Source organism: Kitasatospora sp. NPDC001119 (assembly GCF_053598475.1).
Map to the genome: position 1 here is coordinate 1 of NZ_JBSFKI010000038.1, position 21,698 is coordinate 21,698.

9 protein-coding genes are annotated in these 21,698 nt (G+C 72.3%); 3 read left to right on the top strand and 6 right to left on the bottom strand.

Annotated features, from left to right (window positions below; all coding sequences use genetic code 11):
- The 3 genes from ACWDD9_RS34505 to ACWDD9_RS34515 form a co-directional block, all read right to left on the bottom strand.
- On the bottom strand, positions 1-10,857 hold a 10,857-nt coding region (locus ACWDD9_RS34505; protein WP_449813805.1), incomplete at its 3' end, for an amino acid adenylation domain-containing protein.
- 22 nt (positions 10,858-10,879) lie between these two features.
- Positions 10,880-15,541, bottom strand: coding sequence for an amino acid adenylation domain-containing protein (locus ACWDD9_RS34510; protein WP_449813806.1), 4,662 nt, complete (start codon positions 15,539-15,541; stop codon positions 10,880-10,882).
- 56 nt (positions 15,542-15,597) lie between these two features.
- The gene (locus tag ACWDD9_RS34515) at positions 15,598-15,807 is read right to left on the bottom strand and encodes an MbtH family protein (RefSeq protein ID WP_375875770.1); all 210 of its coding nucleotides are present in this window, start codon (positions 15,805-15,807) and stop codon (positions 15,598-15,600) included.
- 311 nt (positions 15,808-16,118) lie between these two features.
- Between ACWDD9_RS34515 and ACWDD9_RS34520 the strand changes: the two genes are divergently transcribed.
- The 3 genes from ACWDD9_RS34520 to ACWDD9_RS34530 are packed head-to-tail and all read left to right on the top strand — an operon-like array spanning position 16,119 to position 18,790.
- Positions 16,119-17,054 carry a TauD/TfdA family dioxygenase gene (locus ACWDD9_RS34520; RefSeq protein WP_449813807.1) on the top strand — a complete coding sequence of 312 codons (936 nt, stop codon included), beginning with the start codon at positions 16,119-16,121 and terminating at the stop codon, positions 17,052-17,054.
- Between the two features lie 51 nt (positions 17,055-17,105).
- Positions 17,106-18,101, top strand: coding sequence for a TauD/TfdA family dioxygenase (locus ACWDD9_RS34525; RefSeq protein WP_375875772.1), 996 nt, complete (start codon positions 17,106-17,108; stop codon positions 18,099-18,101).
- A complete protein-coding gene (locus ACWDD9_RS34530) occupies positions 18,098-18,790 on the top strand; it encodes a 4'-phosphopantetheinyl transferase family protein (RefSeq protein ID WP_380660043.1) in 693 nt (230 codons plus the stop codon). The genes ACWDD9_RS34525 and ACWDD9_RS34530 overlap by 4 nt, the downstream gene beginning before the upstream one ends.
- A gap of 206 nt (positions 18,791-18,996) precedes the next feature.
- Here ACWDD9_RS34530 and ACWDD9_RS34535 read toward each other — a convergent pair whose 3' ends face one another.
- From ACWDD9_RS34535 to ACWDD9_RS34545, 3 genes are read right to left on the bottom strand one after another with little or no spacing between them, the layout of a single operon-like run.
- Positions 18,997-19,755 carry a DUF4097 family beta strand repeat-containing protein gene (locus ACWDD9_RS34535; RefSeq protein ID WP_449813808.1) on the bottom strand — a complete coding sequence of 253 codons (759 nt, stop codon included), beginning with the start codon at positions 19,753-19,755 and terminating at the stop codon, positions 18,997-18,999.
- Between the two features lie 4 nt (positions 19,756-19,759).
- Positions 19,760-20,404: a response regulator transcription factor gene (locus ACWDD9_RS34540; RefSeq protein ID WP_380660045.1), complete on the bottom strand. Its 645-nt coding sequence runs from the start codon at positions 20,402-20,404 to the stop codon at positions 19,760-19,762.
- The gene (locus tag ACWDD9_RS34545) at positions 20,395-21,696 is read right to left on the bottom strand and encodes a sensor histidine kinase (protein WP_380660046.1); all 1,302 of its coding nucleotides are present in this window, start codon (positions 21,694-21,696) and stop codon (positions 20,395-20,397) included. The genes ACWDD9_RS34540 and ACWDD9_RS34545 overlap by 10 nt, the downstream gene beginning before the upstream one ends.
- Positions 21,697-21,698: the final 2 nt, after the last annotated feature.

A 21,698-nucleotide genomic window follows, 5' to 3' on the forward strand; every position in this document is an offset into this window, starting at 1 on the left:
GGCGTCCCCGTCGAAGTCCGCGACCATCGCCTCCAGCACCAGCCGGTACATCTCCGCCAGCCGCGCCAGGTTCCACCCGCTCAGCACCTCGGTGGTGCTGCCGATGGAGATCCGGCCGCGGGCCGCGGTGACGTTGACCGCGAACTCGTTCACGCCGTCGCCGATGTTGGCGTCGACGTCGACAGTGTCGGTGTCGACCTGGTGGAAGTCCTGGTGGTCGAAGAGCATCGTGATCAGGCGCTCGCCGGTGCCGCTGTCGCGCTGGATGGCGGGCAGCGGGTAGCGGCGGTGGGCCCAGATCTCCGACTCGCGGGCGTACACGCCCTCCACCAGTTCGCGCCAGGTGCCGGACGGACGGGTGGCCGGGAACGGCAGCGTGTTCAGGTGCATACCGAGCACCCGCTCCGCACCCGGCGCCTCCAGACGCCCGTGGTAGACCACACCGGTGTGGAAGGCCTCCTCCGAGGTCAGCGAACCCAGCACCTTCAGGTGCGCGGCCAGCAGCACACTCTTCAGCGACGTACGCGCGCGGGCGGCGAGTCGGCGCAGGTCCTCCTCCAGGTCCGCGAACGGTGCGTGGGCCCAGTGCCGCTCGACGGTGCCGGTGCTCTCGCCCCAGCCGGCGGGCACGAGCATGGGCGCGTGCCGGCCGATGACGTCCCGCCAGAAGGCGCGGTCCTGCTCGGAGGCCAGCGACTCCAGCTCGGCCGCGATGAAGTCGGCGTACCGGACGGCCGGCGCCTCCTCGTCAGTGGCCTCGCCCCGGTCGCGCAGCTGCTGGTAGGCGGCCACGATCTCGGTCATCAGGGAGTTGGCGGTCCAGCCCTCGGTCACCGCGTGGCAGTGGCTGAGGACCAGGCGCCAGGCCTCGTCCGACTCCAGGTGGACGGCGAGCCGAACCAGCGGGGCGGCGGTCACGTCGAACGGGGTGGCGCGGTCCAGCGCGGCGAACTCCGCGCGGGCGGCGTCGAGCCCGGCCGCGTCGAGCTCGCGCAGGTCGTGCAGCGAGAGCGGCAGCTCGGCGGTGGCGTGGACGAACTGGAGCGGCTGCGAGTAGCCGGTCATCTCGACCGAGGTGCGCAGGATGTCGTGCCGCTGCACGACGTGCGCGAGGGCGGCGCGCAGCGTCTCCGGCTGGAAGGGCCGGGTGTCCGGGATCAGGAAGGAGTTGAGGTTGTGGTAGACGGCGGTGCCCGGGTTCGCCATCATCTCGACGAGCATGCCGGTCTGGACCTGCGACAGCGGGTAGGCGTCCACGACGCCCTCGGGCAGCGCGGCCCGGTCCTCGTCGCCGATCAGCGCGAACGGCTCCACCGTGGTGACCAGCGATGCGCCGGCCTCCTGACCGCTCAGCTTCTGAGCCAGGCGGGCGACGGTCCGCAGCTCGAAGACGTCCTGCACCGTCACGTCGTAGCCGGTGGCGCGCAGGGCGCCGACCAGACGGACGACGCGGATGGAGTCGCCGCCGAGGTCGAAGAAGCTGTCCTCGATGCCGACCCGGGTGACGCCCAGGACGTCCGACCAGACGGCCGCCAGCCTCTCCTCCACCGGGGTACGCGGCGCCACGTACGCGGACTGCGCGAACGCGTCGGCGTCCGGGGCGGGCAGGGCCTTGTGGTCGACCTTGCCGCTGTTGGTCAGCGGGATGACGTCCAGGGCGACGAAGGCGGTCGGCACCATGTACTCGGGCAGCGAGCGGGCCAGGAACTCCCGCAGCGCGGCCGTGTCCGGAGCCGAGTCGTCAGCCGGGACCACGTAGGCGACCAGGGACTTGTCACCCTGGGCGTCCTCGTGCGCGGCCACGACGGCGTCGCGGACGGAGGTGTGCTCGCGCAGGGCGCTCTCGATCTCGCCGAGCTCGATGCGGTAGCCGCGGATCTTCACCTGGCCGTCGATGCGGCCCAGGCACTCCAGGGTGCCGTCCGGGAGGACACGGGCCAGGTCACCGGTCGCGTAGAGGCGGGAGCCGGCCGGCCCGAAGGGGTCGGGGACGAACTTCTCCGCCGTCAGGTCGGGGCGGCCCAGGTACCCGCGGGCCAGACCGTCACCACCGATGAACAGCTCGCCGGTCACACCCTGCGGCACCGGGTTCAGGTCCACGTCCAGGACGTGGAGCCGGGTGTTGGCCAGCGGGCCGCCGATCGAGACCTGCTCGACGCCGTCCGGGACCTCGCCCTGGGCGGACCAGATCGTCGTCTCGGTCGGACCGTAGACGTTGACCAGGCGGCCGACCTGCGGCAGCAGCTCCCGCGCCAGGCCGGCGGTCAGCGCCTCGCCGCCGACGAGCGCGGTGACGGCGTAGTTGTCGAAGCCGGCCTCGAGCAGCAGGCGCCAGCCCGACGGAGTCGCCTGGACGTGGGTGACCCGGTTCCGGGCCACCAGCTCGACGAGCGCGGCGGCGTCCTTGGCCTGTTCGGCCGAGGCCAGGACGATCTTCCCGCCGGTGATCAGCGGCAGGTGCAGCTCCAGACCCGAGATGTCGAACGACACCGAGGTCGAGGCCAGCCAGGTGCCCGGGCGGCCGGGGGTCACGTCGTCGCGGATCGAACCCAGAAGGTTCACCAGCGCACCGTGGCCGATCATCACACCCTTGGGACGACCGGTGGATCCGGAGGTGTAGAGCACGTACGCCAGCTCATCGGCGGCCGGGACGATGCCGTCCCAGCTCTCCTCGGAACCGCCGTCCAGCGCCAGCCACGGACCGGTGTACTCACCGAGCCGGCCGGCCGGGTCGGCGTCGGTCAGGACGAGCGCGGCACCCGAGTCGGTGAGCATGTAGCCCACCCGCTCGGCCGGAAGCGACGGGTCCACCGGAAGGTAGGCGGCACCCGCCTTCCACACACCCAGCATCGCCGCCAGGACACCGGGGCCGCGGTCCAGGTACAGGCCCACCACCGAACCGGCGCCGACCCCCTGCCCGCGCAGCCGGCCCGCGATCCGCGACGACCACGCATCCAGCTCGCCATACGACACCCGCTCCTCACCGAACACCACCGCAACCGCATCCGGCGAAGCAACCGCACGAGCGCGGAAGAGGTCGAGGGACAGCTCGCGCTGGTCTGGTTCCGTACGCATCCGAGGCACTGCGGTCTGCTCCAAGTGGGGTATGTAGGCGGCGGTGGCGTCGCCTTCGGGGTCCGAGGCCATGGCTTCGAGTACGAGCCGGTACATGGCGGAGAGCTGTTCGGCGCGATCCCGGCCGAGCTCGTCCGTGCTGGACTTGATCGCGAGGACACCGCCGGTGGCGATGACCGCGAGCGCGAACTCGTTGACGCCGACGCCCAGCCCCGCGCCGGCGTCCACGGTGCCGGTGTCGACCTGGTGGAAGTTCTGGTGGTCGAACATCACCGTGAGCAGGCGCTGGGAGGTGCCGCTGTCGCGCTGGACGGCGGGCAGCGGGTAGCGGCGGTGGGCCCAGGTCTCCGCTTCCTGCGCGAAGACCTGCTCCACCAGCTCACGCCAGGTGCCGGACGGGCGGGTGGCGGGGAACGGCAGGGTGTTCAGGTGCATGCCCAGCACCCGCTCCGCACCCGGCGCCTCCAGACGCCCGTGGTAGACCACACCGGTATGAAAGGCCCGCTCCGGGCTGAGCATGCTCAGCACCTTGAGGTGGGCGGCCAGCAGCACGCTCTTCAGCGAGGTGCTCGTGCGGCGCGCCAGCCGGCGCAGCCCGTCCTCCAGGTCGCGGTAGTCGACCTCCAGGCGGTAGGGCTCCTTCGCACCGCCCTGGGCGCGCCACCCCGACGGCAGCTCGAACGGCGTGTGGTCGGCGACGACGTTCCGCCAGTAGGCGCGGTCCTGCTCGGAGGCCAGCGACTCCAGCTCGGCAGCGATGAAGTCCGCGTACCGGACGGCCGGCGCCTCGTAGGCGGGCAGCTCACGGCCGTCGCGCAGGTGCTGGTAGGACGCCAGCAGCTCCATGAGCAGCGAGTGGTAGCTCCAGCCCTCGGCGATGGCGTGGTTGTAGGTGAAGGTCAGTCGCCAGGCCTCGTCCGACTCCAGGTGCACCGCGATCCGCAGCAGCGGAGCGGTCCCGAGGTCGAACGACTCGGCCTCCTCCCGGGCGGTGAAGGCCAGTAGTGCGGCACGCTGCTCGTCGGCCGTCAGACCCCGCAGGTCCTCGATGCGGACGGGGATCGTCGCCTCCGCATGCACCAGTTGCAGGGGCTGGCCGTACGTCTCGAAGTCCAGCGAGGTGCGCAGGGCCTCGTGGCGGCCGGTCACGACGGCGGCGGCCTTCGTGAGGGCGTCGAGGTCGAAGGGCGTGGTGTCCGGGATGCGGAAGGAGTTGATGTTCAGGTAGGCGGACTCGCCCCGGCCCTGGGCGGCCATCATCTCGACGAGCATGCCGGTCTGGATCTGCGACAGCGGGTAGGCGTCCACGACACCCTCGGGCAGCGCGGCCCGGTCCCCGTCACTGATCAGTGCGAACGGCTCCACCGCGGTGACCAGCGATGCGCCGCCGTTCCCGGCGAGAACACCGGCGAGGCCGGCGATGGTGGTGTGGGTGAAGACCGTCCGGATGGACGCCTCGTAGCCGGCGGCGCGCAGGGCGCCGACCAGGCGGACGACGCGGATGGAGTCGCCGCCGAGCTCGAAGAAGCTGTCCTCGACACCGACCCGGGTGACGCCCAGGACGTCCGACCAGATGGCGGCCAGACGCTCCTCCAGCGGGGTACGCGGGGCGACGATCTCGGCGGTGGCGAAAGCGGTCTGGTCGACGACCGGCAGGGCCTTGTGGTCGACCTTGCCGCTGTTGGTCAGCGGGATGACGTCCAGAGCGACGAAGGCGGTCGGCACCATGTACTCGGGCAGCGAGCGGGCCAGGAACTCCCGCAGCACGACCGTGTCCAGGCCGGAACCGTCGGCACTGACGACGTAGGCGACCAGGGACTTGTCCCCGTGCGCGTCCTCCTGGGCCGTCACGACGGCGTCGCGGACGGAGGTGTGCTCGCGCAGGGCGCTCTCGATCTCGCCGAGCTCGATGCGGTAGCCGCGGACCTTCACCTGGCCGTCGGCACGACCCAGGCACTCCAGGGTGCCGTCCGCGAGGACACGGGCCAGGTCACCGGTCGCGTACAGGCGTGAACCTGCGGGGCCGAAGGGGTTCGGGACGAACTTCTCCGCCGTCAGGTCCGGGCGGCCCAGGTAACCGCGGGCCAGACCGTCACCACCGATGAACAGCTCGCCGGTCACACCCTGCGGTACCAACTCCAGAGCGCCGTCCAGGACGAAGAGCTGGGTGTTGGCCAGCGGGCCGCCGATCGAGACCCGCTCCACCTCCGCCGGGACCTCGCCCTGAGCGGACCAGATCGTCGTCTCGGTCGGACCGTAGACGTTCACCAGGCGACCGACCTTCGGCAGCAGCTCCCGCGCCACACCCACGGTCAGCGCCTCACCACCCACCAGGGCGGTCACCGACACGTCCTCGAAACCCGACGCCAGCAGCAGACGCCAGCCCGACGGAGTCGCCTGGACATGCGTGACCTCGTTACGGGCCACCAGCTCCACCAGCGCGGCGGCATCCTTCGCCTGCTCGGCCGAGGCCAGGACGATGCTCCCGCCTGTGATCAGCGGCAGGTGCAGCTCCAGACCCGAGATGTCGAACGACACCGACGTCGAAGCCAGCCACGTGCCCGCGCTCTCGCCCGTCACGTCGTCACGGATCGAACCCAGCAGGTTCACCAGCGCACCGTGGCCGATCATCACACCCTTGGGACGACCGGTGGATCCGGAGGTGTAGAGCACGTAGGCGAGGTCGTCCGAAGCGGGAACGACCCCGTCCCAGGCGTCATCACCCGCACCGTCCAGCTCCAGCCACGGACCCGCGTACTCACCCAGACGACCAGCCGGATCGGCGTCGGTCAGGACGAGCGCGGCACCCGAGTCGGCGAGCATGTAGCCCACCCGCTCGGCCGGAAGCGACGGATCGACCGGAACATACGCAGCCCCCGCCTTCCACACACCCAGCATCGCCGCCACAACACCCGGACCACGGTCCACAAACAGACCCACAACCGATCCGGACCCGACCCCCCACCCACGCAGCCGGCCCGCGATCCGCGAGGACCACGCGTCCAGCTCGCCATACGACACCCGCTCCCCACCGAACACCACCGCAACCGCATCCGGCGAAGCAACCGCACGAGCCCGGAACAACTCCAGAGCCGAACCCGCACCCCACTCCACGACCGAACCACCACGCAGCAGAACAGCACGCTCCGCCTCCGGCAGCACCACACCCGACGCGTCACCGTCCGGATCCGCCGCCATCGCCTCCAGCACCAGCCGGTACAGCGCACCCAGCCGCTCGAGTGCGGCCCGGCTCACGACGTCCGACGTCGTGTTGAGGGCGATGTGCCCGTCGGAGGCGGTCACGTTGAGCGCGAACTCGTTGCCGCCGATGTCCTGCTGGACCGAGGTGCCGACGCTCGCGGTGCCGAGCTGGCCGAAGTCCTGGTACTCGAAGAGGACGGAGACGAGCCGCTCGCGGGTGCCGCTGTCGCGCTGGATGGCGGGCAGCGGGTAGCGGCGGTGGGCCCAGATCTCCGACTCCTGCGCGAAGACCCGCTCCACCAGCTCACGCCACGTGCCCGACGGGCGGGTGGCGGGGAACGGCAGCGTGTTCAGGTGCATACCCAGCACCCGCTCCGCACCCGGCGCCTCCAGACGCCCGTGGTAGACCACGCCCGCGTGAATGGCCTCCTCCGCGCTGAGCATGCCCAGCACCTTGAGGTGCGCCGCCAGCAGCACGCTCTTCACCGAGGCCTTGGCGTCGTTGGCGAGCCGGTGCAGCTCCTCCTCCAGGTCGAGGAAGGGCACCCGTACGCCGTGCCGGTCGCGCGTACCGCCCTGCGGGTCGGCCCACGACTCCGGCAGCCGCAGCGGCGCGTGCTCCGCCACCACGTCCTGCCAGAAGGCGCGGTCCTCCTCGGAGGCCAGCGACTCCAGCTCGGCCGCGACGAAGTCCGCGAACCGGACGGCCGGCGCCTCGTAGGCGGGCAGCTCACGGCCGTCGCGCAGCTCCCGGTAGCACTCCACCAGCTCCATCAGCAGCGTGTTCAGGGTCCAGCCGTCGGTGACGGCGTGGCAGTGGCTGAGGGTGAGCGACCAGGCGTCGTCCGACTCGATGTTCACGCCGACGCGCAGCAGCGGGGCGACGGTCAGGTCGAAGGCGCTGTCGCGCTCGTGGGCGAGGCCGGCGGCCTCGCGGCGTTCCTGCTCCGCGGTGTCCAGGCCGCGCAGGTCCTCGACGCGCAGCGGGAGGTCACCGGTCTCGGCGTGGACGAGCTGGAGCGGCTGGGAGTAGCCGTTGAGGTGGATGGACGTGCGCAGCACCTGGTGACGGTTCAGGACCTCCCGCAGGGCTCCACGCAGCGCGTCCTGGTCGAGCGGGCGACCGTCCGCCATCCGGAAGAGGTTGACGTTGTGGTAGACGTCCTTGCCCGCGCCGTCGTCCTGGGCGGCCAGCATCTCGGCCAGCATGCCGGTCTGGATCTGCGACAGCGGGTAGGCGTCCACGACGCCCTCGGGCAGCGCGGCGCGGTCCTCGTCGCCGATCAGCGCGAACGGCTCCACGGCGGTGACCAGCGACCCGTCGGTAGCCTGGCCGGCGAGGTGCTCGGCGAGGGACGCGACGGTGCGGTGCTGGAAGACGTCCCGGACGGTGAGGTCGTAGCCGGCGGTGCGCAGGGCGCCGACCAGGCGGACGACGCCGATGGAGTCGCCGCCGAGCTCGAAGAAGCTGTCGAGGACGCTGATGCGCTGCAGGCCGAGCACCTCGCCCCAGATCCCGGTCAGCTCCTCCTCGAGGGCGGTGGCCGGCGCGCGGTGGCCGCCGGCGGCCGCTTCGCCCGGGGCGGGCAGCGCGCGGTGGTCGACCTTGCCGTTTCCGGTCAGCGGGATGCTGTCGATGGCGACGAAGGCGGTCGGCACCATGTACTCGGGCAGCGCGGCGGCCAGGTGGGCGCGCAGCACCTCCGGGTCGAAGGTGTCGCCGTCGGCGGCGACCACGTAGGCGGTGAGCCGCTTGTTGCCGGGGCTGGGTTCGCGCACGCTGACGACGGTGTCCCCGACGGTCGGGTGCAGGCGCAGGCGGGCCTCGATCTCGCCGAGTTCGATGCGGTAGCCGCGGATCTTGACCTGGTTGTCGATGCGGCCGAGGAAGTCCAGCGAGCCGTCCGCGAGCCAGCGGGCCAGGTCGCCGGCGCGGTAGAGGCGGGACCCGGCCGGGCCGAAGGGGTTGGGGACGAACTTCTCCGCCGTCAGGTCCGGGCGGCCCAGGTACCCGCGGGCCAGACCGTCGCCGCCGATGTAGATCTCGCCCGGCACCCCGACGGGGACGGGGGCGAGGTCGTCGGTGAGGACGTACATGGTGCTGTTGGGGATGGGCTCCCCGAGCGGGATGAGTTCGGCCGCGGGCAGGTCGGTGATCGGGCTGCCGGAGTTGCCGATGGTGATCTCGGTCGGGCCGTACTCCGAGCCGACCATGGTGCCGCCGGGGCCGGCGAGCCGCTGCCAGCGGTCGGCGAGCGAGGTGGGGAAGGTGTCGCCGGCCGCGATCACCAGGCCGGCGAGGCCGTGGGCCTGCTCGGGGGTGAGCTGGTGGGTGAGCAGGTCGAGGTGGCCGGGGGTGAGCTTGATGAAGCTGAACGGGCCGGCCGCCGCGAGGGCGGGGCCGAGGGTGGCGGTGTCGAGGTCCATCGGCATGAGGTGGACCGACTGGCCGGTGATCAGCGGGGTGAAGAGGTCGGGGATGCCGAGGTCGAAGGAGATGGAGGAGAACAGCGGCGCGCCGGCGTTCCCGTGGGCGGCGTACGAACCGACGGTCCACCGCAGGTAGTTGGCGAGGCCGTGCTGGTGGATCATGACGCCCTTGGGGCGCCCGGTGGAGCCGGAGGTGTAGATGACGTAGGCCAGCGCCTGCGGGTCGAGCGGGACGAGGGGGTCGGTGTCCGGCTGCTCGTCGACGAGGTACTGGTCCTGGTCCAGCACGAGGAAGGTGCCGTAGTGGATGCCGGCCAGGGTGGGGATGTGCTGACCGGTGGTGACCACGATCGACGCCTGGGTGTCCTCCAGCATGAAGCGGAGGCGGTCGATGGGGACGCTCGGGTCCAGCGGGAGGTAGGCGGCGCCGGCCTTCCAGATGCCGACCAGGGTGGGGACGAGGTGGACGTCGCGGTTCAGGCAGACGCCGATGAGCATGTCGGGGCGGGCGCCCAGTTCGAGCACGCACCGGGCGATCCGGTTGGACTGCTCGTCCAGCTCGCGGTAGGTGAGGTGCTCCTCGCCGACGACGACGGCGACCGCGTCGGGGGTGGCGGCGGCCTGGGCGCGGATCAGGTCGACGGTGAGCTGCGGCCGCTCGGCGGCTCCGCCGTCGGCCCAGGTGCCGAGCACCAGGCGGCGCTCCTCCTCGGGGAGGATCTCCAAGGTGGACAGCGGCGCCCCGGGGTCGGCGGTGGCGCTCTCCAGCACCTGGACGTACTGGCGGGCGAAGCGCTCGGCGGTGGTCCGGTCGAACAGCGCGGTGGCGAAGTCCAGCCGGGCGTTGAGCGGGCCGTCCTGGACGTCCTCGACGTCCAGGGTGAGGTCGACCTTGGCGATGCCCTCACCGGATTCGCGCCGCACGGAGACGCCGGGCAACTCCAGGCCGGCGTCACGCTGCTCGCGCATGATGAAGTCGACCTGGTAGAGCGGGGTGCGGGAGAGGTCGCGCTCGGGCTGCAGCTCGTCCACGAGGCGGGCGAACGGCACGGCCTGGTGCTCGTACGCGTCGAGGACGGTGCCGCGGCCGGCGGTGACCAGTTCGGCGAAGGACGGGTCGCCGGTCCAGGCGGCGCGGGCCACCAGGACGTTGATGCCGTAGCCGACGAGTTCCTGCAGCTCGGGGCGGTTGCGTCCGGAGACGGTCACGCCGACCGGGATGTCGGTGCTGCGGGTGTAGCGGGAGAGCAGCACCTGGTAGGCGGTGAGCAGGACGACGAAGCGGGTGACGCCGTGCCGGCGGGCGAGTTCGCCGACGCGCCCGGCCAGGTCGGCCGGGATACTGAACGGCACCGAGGCGCCGCTCGGGTCGCGCAGGGCGGGCCGCTGACGGTCGGTGGGCAGGTCCAGTACCGGCAGACCGGCGAGCTGCTCGCGCCAGTAGGAGAGCTGGCGCTCCAGGGCGGGGCCGCTCAGTTCGCCGCGCTGCCAGGCCGCATAGTCGGCGTACTGGAGGGGCAGCGGGGCCGGCTGGTCGTCCTGGCCGGTGACGGCCGCGCGGTAGAACCGGTCCAGCTCCCGCGTGACGATGCCCACCGACCAGGCGTCGCAGGCGATGTGGTGGAGGGTGACGACGAGCAGGTGGTCGTCGTCGGCCAGGGTGAACAGCTTCGCCCGCACCGGCCACTCGCGCTCCAGGTCGAAGGGGGCGGCGGCCTCCTCCTCCGCCAGGGCGCGGGCCCGCACCTCCCGGTCGTCGGCCGGGAGGTGCGACAGGTCGACGACGGCGATGTCCAGCGGCCGGGCCGCGTCGACCCGCTGCACCGGGCGCTCGCCCACCAGCGCGTACCGGGTGCGCAGGATCTCGTGCCGTGCCACGATCCGGTCCCAGGCGGTGCGCAGGGCGCCGACGTCCAGCGCGCCGGTCAGCCGCAGTGCCAGCGGGACGAGGTACTCAGGGCTCTCGGGGTCCATCCGGTTGAGGACCCACATCTGCTCCTGACCGAACGAGAGCGGCAGCGGCTGCTCGCGGTCGGCGGCGGTGATGGCCGGCCGGTGGTTGCCGCGCTTGCCCGCCAGGCGGCGGCGCAGCAGCTCCTCCCGCAGGTTGGCCGCGTTCTGCTTGGTGGACGACTTGTCGCCGGTGTTCATGATCCCTGGTCTCCCGCCAGCGCTAGTTGTCGATGAGCTCGGAGTCGGCAAGCCGCTCGATCTCCGCCTTGATCTCGTTCTCGATCGCCTCGGCCAGTCCGCGGACCGTAGGCATGTCGAACACCGTTCGGATGGTGAGGTTGACGTCGAACTCGTCCTGGAGCTGCGCGGTCATGCGGATCGCGAGGATCGAGTGGCCGCCGATCTCGAAGAAGCTGTCCAGGACGCTGACCCGTTCCAGGCCGAGGATGTCCGCCCAGATCTCGGCGATGCGCTCCTCGGTGGGGGTGGCCGGCGCGCAGTGGTCGCCGGCCGGAGCCTCGACGGCGGGCAGGGCCCGGTGGTCCAGCTTCCCGTTCGAGGTCAGCGGGATGGCCAGCAGCTCCGCGACGGTGGCGGGGACCATGTACTCCGGCAGCGCCCCGGCCAGGTGGGCGCGGATGGCCTGCGGGTCGGCGGTGCCGCTCTCGGGGACGACGTAGGCGGCGAGGGACTTCTCCCCCCGGTCGTCCGTGCGCAGCACGACCACGGCGTCCCTGATGCCCGGGATCGCGGTCAACTGGGCCTGGATCTCGCCGAGTTCGATCCGGTAGCCGCGCAGCTTGACCTGATCGTCGATGCGGCCGAGGAACTCGATGGCGCCGTCGGGGAGCCGGCGGGTCAGGTCGCCGGTGCGGTACAGCCGGGAGCCGGCCGGGCCGAACGGGTCCGGAACGAACTTCTCCGCGGTCAGGTCCGGCCGGCCGAGGTAGCCGCGGGCCACTCCGTCGCCGCCGATGTGGAGCTCGCCGGCGACCCCGACCGGGGCGAGCCGGCCGTTGCCGTCCAGGACGTAGCCGGTGGTGTTGGGCAGGGAGCCGCCCAGCGGCACCGGCTGGTCGTAGGCGGTGACCACCGGGTGGGCGGTGGAGCCGATCGACGCCTCGGTCGGCCCGTACTCGTTGATGAGCCGGCCTGCGCCGAGGATCTCCCGCCAGTGGTTGGCGGTGCGGGCGGTCAGCGCCTCACCGGCGACCAGGATCAGCCGGGCGAGCCGCTCGCACTGTTCGGCGGTGAGCTGGTGGCTGAGCAGTTCCAGGTGGCCGGGGGTGAGCTTGACGAAGCTGAACGGGCCGGCCGCCGCGAGGGCGGGGCCGAGGCCGGACAGGTCCAGGTCGGCCGGCAGGACGTGCACCGGCTGCCCCGTGATCAGGGGGACGTAGAGATTGGTCGCCGGGAGGTCGAAGGCGACGGAGGAGAACAGCGGGGCGCCGCCCTCGCCGGTGACCAGGTCGCGGGCCGCCCAGCGCAGGTGGTTGACCAGGCCGTGCTGGGTGACCATGACGCCCTTGGGCTTGCCGGTCGAGCCCGAGGTGTAGATGACGTAGGCGAGGTGGTCCGGGTCGCCGGGACGCGCCGGGGCGTCGGCGCGGCGGGCCGCGATGGCCTGCTCGTCCCGGTCGACGAAGACCCGGGCGCCGGCGAAGGACTCGGTGAGGGCGGTGAGCGGGGACTCGGTGACCAGGACGGGGGCGCCGCAGTCGGCCAGGACGTGGCTCAGCCGCTCGGCCGGGTTGGCCGGGTCCAGCGGGACGTAGCCGGCCCCGGCCTTCCAGACGCCGAGCAGTGCGGTGACCAGCCCGGGGCCCCGCTCCAGGCAGACGCCGACCAGGGTGTCCGGGCGGGCACCGTTGGCGATGAGGTGGTGGGCCATCCGGTTGGCCTGCTCGTCGAGCTCCCGGTAGGTGAGCACCTGTCCGCCGCTGATCAGGGCGGGGGCGTCGGGGGTCTCGGCGGCACGGGCCTCGAACAGGTCGATGACCGAGCCGGGCTCCCACGTCTGCCGGGTGTCGTTCCAGCCGGTCGACAGCTCCTCGCGCTCGGCGTCGGTGAGGATGTCCAGCTCGGCGAGCGACGAACCGGGGTCGGTGACGGCGGACTCCAGCAGCCGCAGGAAGTGGTCGGCCAGCCGCTCGATCGTGGCGTGCTCGAACAGCGAACTGGCGTACTCGAAGGCGCCGGTCCAGCTGCCGTCGGCCTCCGCGCGGACGTACAGGGTCAGGTCGGTCTTGGCGACCCGGCGGGCGTCGCGCAGGAAGCCGATGTCCTCGCGGTCGGGCATGCCCGCGGCCAGCTGCTCGTCGTGCATGTTGAACGCGACCTGGTACAGCGGGGTCCGGGAGAGGTCGCGCTCGGGCCGCAGCTCCTCGACCAGGTGCTCGAACGGCAGGTCCTGGTGGGCGAAGGCGGACAGGCAGGAGGTGCGGACGTCCTGCAGGGCGGTGGCGAAGGACTGCCGGTCGTCGAGGCGGCAGCGCAGCACCAGGGAGTTGAGGAAGAAGCCGACCATGGGCTCGGTCTCGGCGCGGGTGCGGCCGGCGACCGGCGCGCCCACCACGACGTCCCACTGCCCGGTGTGCCGGGCGAGCAGGGTGCCGAAGGTGGTGAGCAGGGTCATGAACGGGGTGGCCTCGTGCCGGCGGCCGAACGCCTTGGCCGCGGCGGCCAGCGGGCCGGGGACGGTGAAGGTGACGACACCGCCGCGCCCGTCGCGCTCGGCCGGGCGGGGGTGGTCGACGGGCAGTTCCAGCGGGGCGGCCCCGGCCAGGGCGTTCCGCCAGTGGTCGAGGCTCTCGGCGAGCCTCTCCTTGCTGCGCCACTCCTGCTGCCAGGCGGCGAAGTCGGCGTACTGCAGGTGGAGTTCGGGCAGCTCGGCGCTGCGGCCCGCGCGGTGCGCCTCGACCAGCTCGCGGAACTCGCTCTCCAGGACCGCGGTGGACCAGCCGTCGCAGGCGATGTGGTGGAAGGTGATCAGGAGCAGCCGGTCGCCGTCGCCCTCACCGCAGAGCAGGGCCCGCCACAGGCGCCCGGAGGAGAGGTCGAAGCCGGTGTCGAACTGCTCCTGGCAGGCCGTGAGCAGCTCCTCGCGGGTGCCCTCGACGACCTTCAGCTCGATCGGCCGGTGGGCCTCGACGACCTGCAGCGGCTCGCCGTCCTGGCTCAGGTAGCGGGTGCGCAGGGCCTCGTGGCGCTCGCCGAGGGCGTCGAGGGCGGCCCGGACGGCCTCCGGCCCGGTGTCCGCGGCCACGCGCAGGGACAGCGAGGAGACCCATTCCGGGCTCTGCGGCTGCATCGAGTCCATGAACCACAGGCGGCGCTGGCCGTAGGACAGTGGCAGCGCGGTGTCGCGCGGCACGGCGGTGACGGCGGGCGGGGTCGCCCGGTCGGCGCCGCCGTCGGGATCGATCAGGCGGGCCTGCTCGCGCACGGTCACCGCGGTGAACAGGTCGGTAAGGGCGATCTGACGGCCGGTCGCCGCGCGCAGCTGCTCGGCGAGCTGGGTGATGACCAGCGAGTAGCCGCCGAGCTGGAAGAAGTTGTCGTCGGCGCCGACCCGCTCCACCTCCAGGAGGCGGGACCACGCCTGGGCGACGATCTGCTCGGCCTCGGTGGCGGGGGCCGTGTAGGGCGGGCGCCCCGCGGTGCGCGGTGCCTGCCGGTCGTCGCCGGCGGTGGCGGTGACCTCTCCGGTGCGGCCCAGGTACTCCAGGGCGCCGTCGGTGCGCCAGCGGGCCAGGTCGCCGGTGCGGTGGAGGCGGGAGCCGGGGGGACCGTACTGGGCGGGGACGAGGGCCGCCGCGGTCAGGGCGGGGGCGCCCAGGTAGCCGTGGGGGGCACCGAGGCCGGCGACGTGGATCTCGCCGGGGACACCCGGCGGGACCGGGCTGCCCTCCTCGTCCAGGACGAGGACGCGGACGTTGTCGATCGGACGCCCGAGGACGGCGTGGGGCCCGTCCTGCCCGGCGTCGAAGGGGTGGGCGGTGACGGCGAGGGCGCCCGGTCCGTAGACGTGCCAGAGCGCGGCCCCGGGCAGGGCCTTGAGAACCGACCGGCCGAGGTCCGCCTCCAGCGGGGTGCCCACGGCGAGCACGAGCCTGACGGCGGAGCGGTCCGCCGTCTCCTGGCCGCCCACCAGGTCGGCGAGCAGGTCGGGAGTGGCCGGCAGGACGGTCACCGCCTGTCCGGCGACGAGGTGCGCCAGCCGTCCCGCCTCGGCGGCCTCCTCCGGCGTCGCCAGCACCGCGGTCGCGCCGGCGGCCAGTGCGGTGAACACCGGCCACGGGGCGTCGACGGCGCGGTCCAGGTGGAGGATCCGGTCGGCGGCGCCGATCCCGTGCCGGCGCGCCGTCCAGCGGACCTGGTTGGCCAGGGCCGCGTGCTCGACGACCAGAGCCGTGCCGTCCGGGCCCCGGCTCACCCAGGCGCTCTCCGAGGTCGCCCCGGGGTCGGTCGCCGGGAAGAACGAGATGTCCTCCTCGTCCGCGTCCAGGAGCACCACCCGCACGCCCTCGCCCGCCACCTCGGCCGCGAACCGCTCCAGGGTGAGGACGACGCCGACGGCGCTGCCCTGCTGGATCCGGCGCAGGTGCGCGGCCGGCCCGTCGGCGTCCAGCGGCACGGCGACCGCGCCGGCCCGCCAGACGCCGAGGACGGCCGACGGCAGCTCGGCACTGTGCGGCAGATGGGTGCCGACCAGGCTCTCCGGGCGGACACCGGCATCGCGCAGGTAGTGCGCGAGCCGGTTGGCCGCCTCGTCGAGCGCCGCGTAGGTGATCTCCTGGTTGCCGTGGCGAACGGCGACCGTGTCCGGAGCCTGGGCTGCCAGGTCCGCGATGAGACGGGTGAGGGGCGTCTGACGTGCCACGAGTGCTCCGAGCGTGGTCAGGAGGGACGGGGAAAGGGGGTGGGGAGGGGGGAGGGTCAGGCGGCGTTCTCGGCCATGCGCTGACGCAGGCTCAGCGGGCGCATGTCGGTCCACACCGTGCCGATGTGGGACAGGCATTCCTCCTTGGTGCCGCGGGTACCTTCGGCGCGCCAGCCGGCGGGCAGCTCGCGCTCGGCCCGCCAGATCGAGTACTGCTCCTCGTCGTTGAGCACGACCAGGTACTCCTGCGCGTTCTGCTCGGACATTTCGCTCCCAATACGTGTCTTCGTCCGCCTGGTGACGGACGGCGGCAATGCTTGAATACCTACTCTCCGAATGGCCCTATAGGTGGTCTATATCTCACCCCGAGCGGCGCGGACGAGCCTCCAGATATGTGACATGGACACTCGGAATTTACGCATATACCCAGGTCAGAGCGATTGGATCGGCCCTATATTCAACGGATTGAATTTTGTAGACGGAATATAGAAAAGCGAAAGATCCTCTCTACTCAGTGATTCCGTGCGCTGCTCGCGGCGGAGGTGCCGCCGATGGCGGAGAAAGGGAAAAGGCTGTGATGACGGATCGCCTGGCGTGGAAGCCCCTGGAGATCGGCCCGGAGAGTCCGGGCGTGGCCGGCGACGCGGAGGGGCTCCTCGCCGAGCTCCGGCGAACGGATGTCGCCGCGCTGCTGACCGAACGGAAGGCACTGGTGTTCCGGGGCTTCGGCATCACCGAGGAGACGCTCGGCACCGTCATGGACGAACTGCTGCCGAACCGGGCGGCCTACGTCCACGGGAACTCACCGCGGACCAAGGTCGGCCGGAACGTGTACACCTCGACGGAGTACCCGGCCGAGTTCGTCATCTCGATGCACAACGAGCTCTCGTACGCCCATGCCTGGCCGGAGCGGCTGCTGTTCTTCTGCGCCGTCCAGCCCGGGACCGGCGGGGCCACCCCGGTGGTCGACGCCGCGCTGTGGCTGGAGTCGCTGGACGCCGAGGTGCGCGAGGCCTTCGCGGGCGGCGTCCGCTACACCCAGAACCTGCACGGCGGCCGCGGTCTCGGCAAGAGCTGGCAGGAGACCTTCGAGACCGACGACCCGGCGGAGGTCGAGCGGTTCCTGGCCGGCGCCGAGGCCGAGTGGCAGTGGCGTCCCGGCAACGCCCTGCGCGTGGTCCAGAACCGCCCCGCCACCGTGAGGCACCCGGTCACCGGCGCGGAGGTCTGGTTCAACCAGGCCGACCAGTGGCACCCGGCGATGCTCGGCGCGGACGCCGCCGCCCTGGCCAGGGTGATGCCCGCCGACGAGCTGCCGCAGTCGGTGAGCTTCGCCGACGGCGGCGCCATCCCGCCCGAGTACGTCACCCAGATCCGCGACCGCGGCCTGGAGGCCGCGGTCGACGTGGACTGGCGCACCGGCGACCTGCTGCTGATCGACAACCTCCTGGTCGCCCACGGCCGCCGGCCCTTCACCGGCGACCGCCGCGTCCTGGTGGCGATGTCCAGCTGAGGCCCTGACCGCCCGTACGGCCCCTAGAAGATCGGGAGAAGAGGAAACCCCATGACCACACTGCTGCCTGAACCGGTTCTGGCGCCCGCCGACAACCGGCTCACGCTGACGCTGTCCGAGCAGGAGCGGCGCGAGGTCGCGCTGCTGGCGACGCAACTGGCCTACACCGCGCCGCGGCTGATCGACGACCCCGTGTGGGTCGAGGCGGCACGGGAGCTCTCGTGCCGGCTGCCGCACCGCCTGCAGGAGGTGATCCGCGCCTACCGCCACGACCCCGGCGAGGACGGCATCCTCGCGCTGCGCAACCTGCCGGTCGTCGAGGAGGAGCTGCCGTTCACCCCGGCCGTACCGGACTCGGTCGAGCGCGAGGCAGCCGTGCCGGCCGCGATCGCCGCGCTCGTCGCGCTGAACCTCGGCGAGATCGTCGCCTACCGCGAGGAGAAGTTCGGCGCCCTCGTCCAGAACGTCGTGCCCGTCCCCGGCCGGGAGACCTCGCAGAGCAACGCCGGCTCCGTCCCGCTCGAACTCCACGTGGAGAACGCGTTCCACCCGCACCGCCCCGACTTCGTCGGACTGCTGTGCCTGCGCAACGACCGCACCCGCACCGCCGGCACGCTCGTCACCTCGGTGCGCAACACCCTGGGCCTGCTGCCCGAGCACGTCGTCGAGGTGCTGGGCCAGCCGCGCTTCCGCACGTCCCCGCCGCCGTCCTTCGGCAGCGGGGACTCCGGCCCGGTGCACCCGGTGTTCAGCGGCAGCCCGGCGGACCCCAACGTCCGCGTCGACTTCCACGCCACCGAGGCGCTGGACGAGGAGGCCGGGTCCGCCCTGACCGCGCTGCGCGACGCCTTCCTGCGGACCGCGCGCACGCTCGTCCTCCAGCAAGGCGAGATGGCCTTCGTCGACAACCGGGTCACCCTCCACGGACGCACCGCGTTCGAGCCGAGCTACGACGGCTTCGACCGCTGGCTGCACCGCACCTTCGTGAACCTGGACAACCGCCGCACCCGCGGACGGCGGCCCGGCAACGGCAGCGTCCTGGTGTGAGCGGCGGCGCGCTGGTCGCGGACCTGTTCTCCCCGCCGGTCGAGGTCGCGGAGGCGTTCGCCGACCTCGACGGGGTCCCGCTCTTCCCCGAGGAGCGGGCGGTGCTCACGCACGCCGTGCGGCGCCGGCGCCGGGAGTTCGCCACCGTCCGCGCCTGCGCCCGAACCGCGCTGGCACGGCTGGGGACGCCCCCGGCGGCTCTGGTGCCGGGGCCGTCCGGCGCCCCGTCCTGGCCGCCCGGCTTTGTCGGCTCCATGACCCACTGCCCCGGGTACCGGGCCGCCGCGGTGGCACCCGCGGCCACGGTGGCCTCCCTGGGCCTGGACGCCGAACCCGACGAACCGCTGCCCTTCAAGCTGGGGATGGTGGCGGTCGAGGAGGAGCGGTCGATGGTGGCGGTCCTCCTCGACCGCCGCCCCGACGTGCGCTGGGACCGACTGCTCTTCAGCGCCAAGGAGAGCGTCTACAAGGCCTGGTACCCGCTGACCGGCAGCTGGCTGGACTTCGACCAGGCCGTCATCACCTTCGAGGCCGACTCCCCGGTCTTCACGGCCCGTCTGCTGGTACCGGGCCCCGTCGTGTCGGGTGTGCGGCTGGCCGGCTTCGAGGGGGCCTGGTCCGCCTGCCGCGGACTCCTGGTGACGGCGGTCACCGTCCCCGCCGACCCGGCGCTCGCCGGGAGCGGTTGAACACCCACTGCTCGACACCCTGCCCGTCACGACGCCTCCGGCCGCCGCTCCCCGCGCGGACCGGGGGCGTCCGTGTGTCCCCGGGAAGGGTGGTGACGGAGCCCAGACCACCGGGGGTAATGGTCTGGGCTCCGTCCGGACCGCCACCGGCTCCGGCGGCCGCGAGAACGGCGGTCGCCGTGCTGCTCACCGGTGGCGGTGGTCTCTCAGCGGTGGATGTCGATACCGCCGCTGTTGGTCTTCACCATGACGCTGTGCTTGGAGTTCCGGTCGATCGGCAGGTCGATCTTCGGGGAGCTGTTCGCGCTCTGCGCCTGGATGTAGTAGTCCGAGGACGGCAGGGTGATGTCCACGCCACCGTCGTGGGTGGTCACGTTCGCCGTGGTCGGGGCGGCGCGGAAGGCGGCCCGGACCTCGCCGTCCTTCGACGTCGCGTCCATCGTGTCCGAGCCCGCGCCTGCCACCTTGATCTGGCCGCTGCCGCTCTTCAGGGTCAGCGGGCCGGAGGGGTTGGTGAGGTCGATGGCGCCCGAGCGGGTGGTGATGTCGAGGCTGCCGGCCAGGTCGTGCCCGGTGGTCCAGGAGTCACCGGAGGACACCTTCGCCGCGAGCTGGGCGGGCAGCGTGATGTCGAGCTTGATGTCGCAGTCGCCCGAGCACGACTGCGAGACGGTGATGGTCCCGCCGGACGTACTGGTGGTGACGGTCGGCGGGCTGTCGGTGTACTTGCCGGTCGCCGTGACGTGCACCGCGGAGTCGTTGCCGGGGCTCAGTGAGACACCCGCGTTGGCCGCGTTGACGGTCAGCAGCGTGACGGAGGCGGCGTCGGCCTGGTCGGTCTGGGAAAAGTCCTTTTGACCGGGCAGCACCTTGAGCATCGTCCAGGCGCCCGCCCCGATGACGACGAGCAGGACGAGCAGCGCGGTACCCGTGATGAGCGACTTGTTGTTCTTGCCAGAGGACATGCTTTCAAGCTCCCAAGTAGCGTAGGACAGCCAGGACCCGGCGGTTCTCGCCGTCCTCCGGGTGCAGGCCGAACTTCGTGAAGATGTTGCTGATGTGCTTTTCGACTGCAGCGGGCCCGACGACCAGCTGGGCGGCGATCCCCGAGTTGGAGCGGCCTTCCGCCATGGCGGACAGCACGTCCTTCTCCCGGGGGGACAGCGAGCTCAGCGGGTCCTTCCTGCGGCTGCGGGCCAGCATCTGCTTGACGACCTCGGGGTCCAGCACGGTGTCCCCCAACAGCACCCGCTTCAGCGCGCCGACGAACTCGTCGACGTCCGAGACGCGGTCCTTCAGGAGGTAGCCGACTCCCTGCCCGTCGTCGCCGATCAGGTCGACGGCGTAGCTCTGCTCGACGTACGCGGACAGCACGAGCACCCCGACGTCCGGCCACCGGTTGCGGATCACCAGCGCGGCGCGCAGGCCCTCGTCCACGAAGGTCGGCGGCATCCGCACGTCGACCACGCACACGTCGGGCCGGTGTGTGGCCACCGCCCGCAGCAGGGCCTCTCCGTCACCGACCGCCGCCAGGACCTCGATGCCCTGTTCCTCGAGGAGGAGCACCATGCCCTGCCGCAGCAGTGCGGAATCCTCGGCGATCACTACACGCATTGCATTTCCACCTCGATCGTGGTCGGTCCGCCCACCGGGCTCGTGACCGTCAGCTTTCCGTCCAGCCCGGCCACCCGGTCCGCCAGACCGGTGAGGCCGCTGCCCCGGGCGGGATCGGCACCGCCGATCCCGTCGTCGCCGATCGCGACCATCAGCCGGTCGCCGATCCGCCGCACCAGCACCCAGGCGCTGGTCGCCGCGGAGTGCTTGCCGACGTTGGCCAGCGCCTCGGTCACCACGAAGTACGCGGCTCCCTCGACGGTGGCGGACGGCCTCGGCTCCACCTCGACGTCGACCGTCACCGGGATCGGCGAGCGGGCGGCCACCGCGGAGAGCGCGGCGTCCAGGCCCCGGTCGGTGAGCACCGGCGGGTGCAGGCCCCGGGTCAGGTCCCGCAGCTCGACGATGGCCTGGCGGGCCTCGTCGCGAGCACTGTCGACCAGTTCCGCAGTGGCCTCCTGGCCGGAACCCTTGAGCCGGGAGCTGACCCGTCCCAGGGTCATCGCCATGGCGACCAGCCGCTGCTGCGCGCCGTCGTGCAGATCCCGCTCGATGCGCCGGCGTTCGGCCTCCGCCGCGTCCATGGCCCTGGCCCGGCTCTGCGTCAGGTACTCGACCCGGCGGGTGAGCTCCACGTCCCGACCCGGGGCGAGCAGGGACCGGGCGATGCCCGTGTCCAGGGCCAGCAGGGCGCGCACCGCGACCGGTGACACCGTAGCACCGAGGATCAGGCCCGCCGTCGCGACCGCCAGGGCGGTCAGCGGATTGTCGACGACCAGCGGGCCGATCGCCGCCTGTCCGTTCGGCAGGCCGAAGTAGTAGAAGGGCAGCAGCGCCAGCATCACCGGGCCGGCCCACAGGAGCGCCACCGCGAAGAAGTTCAGCAGCGACACCGGCATCAGCAGGGTGAAGTACGCGGCCTGCCGCCAGACCGGCTCGCTGCCGAGGACCGAGGCCGTGGACTGCAGCGGACGCATCGACAGCTCGGGGGCCTGCTGCCCGGCGATCTCCACTCCGGTGAGCATGGCGAACCTGCTGCGTTCGACCCGCGCCAACCGGTGCAGCGCCCATCCGGCGCCGACCACGAGGGGGATTCCGGTGAGGGCGACGGGCAGCAGCATGATGCCGGTCGCCAGCAGCGCCAGGACGGCGAAGCCGGCCAGCGCCATGACCCCGTCGGTGGCCAGGTGCGCGGACGCCAGCCACAGTTCGGGGGTGCGCAGTGCCCTGAGGGGGTTGTGCGACAGGCCCCGGCTCCCGGGTACGGCCGTCGGCCTCGGGTTGTCCATCATCA